This window comes from Pseudomonas sp. GW821-FHT01A09 (assembly GCF_058986725.1).
Genome location: NZ_JBYSWB010000062.1, coordinates 1 through 1,592 on the forward strand (window position 1 = coordinate 1; position 1,592 = coordinate 1,592).

The 1,592-nt window shown below is 50.7% G+C and carries 1 rRNA gene (running past one end of the window); it reads left to right on the forward strand.

The window, feature by feature from the left end:
• The first annotated feature begins 116 nt into the window (after positions 1–116).
• Positions 117–1,592 (forward strand): 23S ribosomal RNA (locus AC3WJP_RS28995) (it continues 1,516 nt past the right edge of the window).

Consider the following 1,592-nt stretch of genomic DNA (forward strand, 5'->3'; position numbering starts at 1 on the left):
CACTTTCACTGGTGTTCATTCAGGCTAAGGTAAAATTTGTGAGTGACTCTTGAGAGTCTTGCGAATTTTCGGCGAATGTCGTCTTCACAGTATAACCAGATTGCTTGGGGTTATATGGTCAAGTGAAGAAGCGCATACGGTGGATGCCTTGGCAGTCAGAGGCGATGAAAGACGTGGTAGCCTGCGAAAAGCTTCGGGGAGTCGGCAAACAGACTGTGATCCGGAGATGTCTGAATGGGGGAACCCAGCTGTCATAAGACAGTTATCCTGCACTGAATACATAGGTGCTGGAGGCGAACCAGGGGAACTGAAACATCTAAGTACCCTGAGGAAAAGAAATCAACCGAGATTCCCTTAGTAGTGGCGAGCGAACGGGGACCAGCCCTTAAGTTGATTTGAGATTAGCGGAACGCTCTGGAAAGTGCGGCCATAGTGGGTGATAGCCCTGTACGCGAAAATCTCTTGTCAATGAAATCGAGTAGGACGGGGCACGAGAAACCTTGTCTGAATATGGGGGGACCATCCTCCAAGGCTAAATACTACTGACTGACCGATAGTGAACTAGTACCGTGAGGGAAAGGCGAAAAGAACCCCGGAGAGGGGAGTGAAATAGATCCTGAAACCGTATGCGTACAAGCAGTGGGAGCAGACTTTGTTCTGTGACTGCGTACCTTTTGTATAATGGGTCAGCGACTTATTTTCAGTGGCGAGCTTAACCGAATAGGGGAGGCGTAGCGAAAGCGAGTGTTAATAGCGCGTTCAGTCGCTGGGAATAGACCCGAAACCGGGCGATCTATCCATGGGCAGGTTGAAGGTTGGGTAACACTAACTGGAGGACCGAACCGACTACCGTTGAAAAGTTAGCGGATGACCTGTGGATCGGAGTGAAAGGCTAATCAAGCTCGGAGATAGCTGGTTCTCCTCGAAAGCTATTTAGGTAGCGCCTCATGTATCACTGTAGGGGGTAGAGCACTGTTTCGGCTAGGGGGTCATCCCGACTTACCAAACCGATGCAAACTCCGAATACCTACAAGTGCCGAGCATGGGAGACACACGGCGGGTGCTAACGTCCGTCGTGAAAAGGGAAACAACCCAGACCGTCAGCTAAGGTCCCAAAATCCTGGTTAAGTGGGAAACGATGTGGGAAGGCTTAGACAGCTAGGAGGTTGGCTTAGAAGCAGCCACCCTTTAAAGAAAGCGTAATAGCTCACTAGTCGAGTCGGCCTGCGCGGAAGATGTAACGGGGCTCAAACCAGGTACCGAAGCTACGGGTATCATCTTACGATGATGCGGTAGAGGAGCGTTCTGTAAGCCTGTGAAGGTGAGTTGAGAAGCTTGCTGGAGGTATCAGAAGTGCGAATGCTGACATGAGTAACGACAATGGGTGTGAAAAACACCCACGCCGAAAGACCAAGGTTTCCTGCGCAACGTTAATCGACGCAGGGTTAGTCGGTCCCTAAGGCGAGGCTGAAAAGCGTAGTCGATGGAAAACAGGTTAATATTCCTGTACTTCTGGTTACTGCGATGGAGGGACGGAGAAGGCTAGGCCAGCTTGGCGTTGGTTGTCCAAGTTTAAGGTGGTAGGCTGAGGT